This window comes from Domibacillus antri, assembly GCF_001936625.1.
Lineage (GTDB): Bacteria > Bacillota > Bacilli > Bacillales > Domibacillaceae > Domibacillus > Domibacillus antri.
Genome location: NZ_MSDU01000052.1, coordinates 1 through 1,277, shown reverse-complemented (window position 1 = coordinate 1,277; position 1,277 = coordinate 1). Strand labels below are relative to the sequence as shown.

Annotated in this window: 2 protein-coding genes; both read right to left on the bottom strand. The window is 42.6% G+C overall.

Translation table 11 applies throughout. The features are described from left to right. Positions 1 to 109 precede the first annotated feature (109 nt). Complete coding sequence (locus tag BTO30_RS15380; protein ID WP_075399584.1) at positions 110 to 361, bottom strand: hypothetical protein; 252 nt, start codon at positions 359 to 361, stop codon at positions 110 to 112. Between the two features lie 68 nt (positions 362 to 429). After that, a complete protein-coding gene (locus BTO30_RS16940) occupies positions 430 to 1,155 on the bottom strand; it encodes a C40 family peptidase (protein WP_083632466.1) in 726 nt (241 codons plus the stop codon). Positions 1,156 to 1,277 lie beyond the last annotated feature (122 nt).

Genomic DNA, 1,277 nt, shown 5'->3' with positions numbered 1-1,277 from the left:
TTTTAAACTCGGAAATGACACCTCATTCCAAGTCCCTTTTGTCTACAGTCTGAAAGCAGCTTTAAAGCTGCTTTAAATGCGTGTATAAGAATAGATGGAAAGAAGCAACTCACTTGGTCCGGGCAACTTTCCTTAAATCATCATCTAGATTTTTTCGTTTAGCAATAATTGTTCTTTCCTCGTCTTGTATATTTCTTATATCTTCATATATCTCTTTAACTTCAAAGGCTTTGCCAGTTTCCTCATGTATAGCTTTACTTCCTTTGATCGCAAAATCGCGCTCTTTGAAAGTGGCTAAGTAGGCTCCGTTTTCTAAAATTTCTTCAACCGTAATTTTATCGAAAATACGGTACTGGCTCATTTAATCACTCCATTTTCAAATTTTTAGTTCTATGCCTGCCTGAAGGCAAAAGCAGTTTTAAAGCTGCTTTAAATGCGTTTAACACGCCCATTAAATTTTTGCTTCCAATACCCCTGTGACATATCTGCAATCTCAACGCCTGTACTTCCTTGCGCTCCAATAAATTTTCCATCGCCCACGTAGATGCCAACATGGCCATCTATTTTATATGTGTCAAAGAACACCATATCACCGGGCTTCATTTCACTTGGGGAAACGGGCTTTCCTAAATGCTTTAACGTTTCCGTGCTGGTCGATCCCAATGGACCTAAATCAACGCCTGTTTGTTTAAATGCCCAGTGAACAAAGCTGGAACAATCAAATCGCCCGCGCGCAATGTCACTTTGATTTCGCCCACCGCCGAAAACATAAACAGAATTTCCAATCCATTTCTTCCCTACATTCACTACACTTGAATTACTGCCGCCTGTACCACCGTCAATAGCCACATAGCCGTTCACATAAGAATCCGCATAGCCCATGACTTCTTCAACGTACCAATCTGCATGATTATAAGCATAAACAGCGTCTCTGATTCTTCCTTCTGCGGCTCCGCTGGCGGCTAAATAATTGGCTGCTGCAAAGACTGCATCTTTTAAATTATTCGGATCAGCTTTCCCATCGCCGTCACCATCAACGCCATATCCACCATATTTTTTAATGGTGGCCAAGTCTGTAACTTGGCTTGATGGAATATTACCAGCTCCTAATCCTGAACAAGTTGGATGCCCCCAGCCAACCCATGTGCAGGGCATGAAGTAGAGTAAGCACCCGGCGCCTTTTCATGTTTCCATGACAGGTTTCCAAGCACTCCTCCCCGAACCCTACGTACAACTCGAGCCGTATACGGCTATCAATTTAACAATCCAGCTTCCCA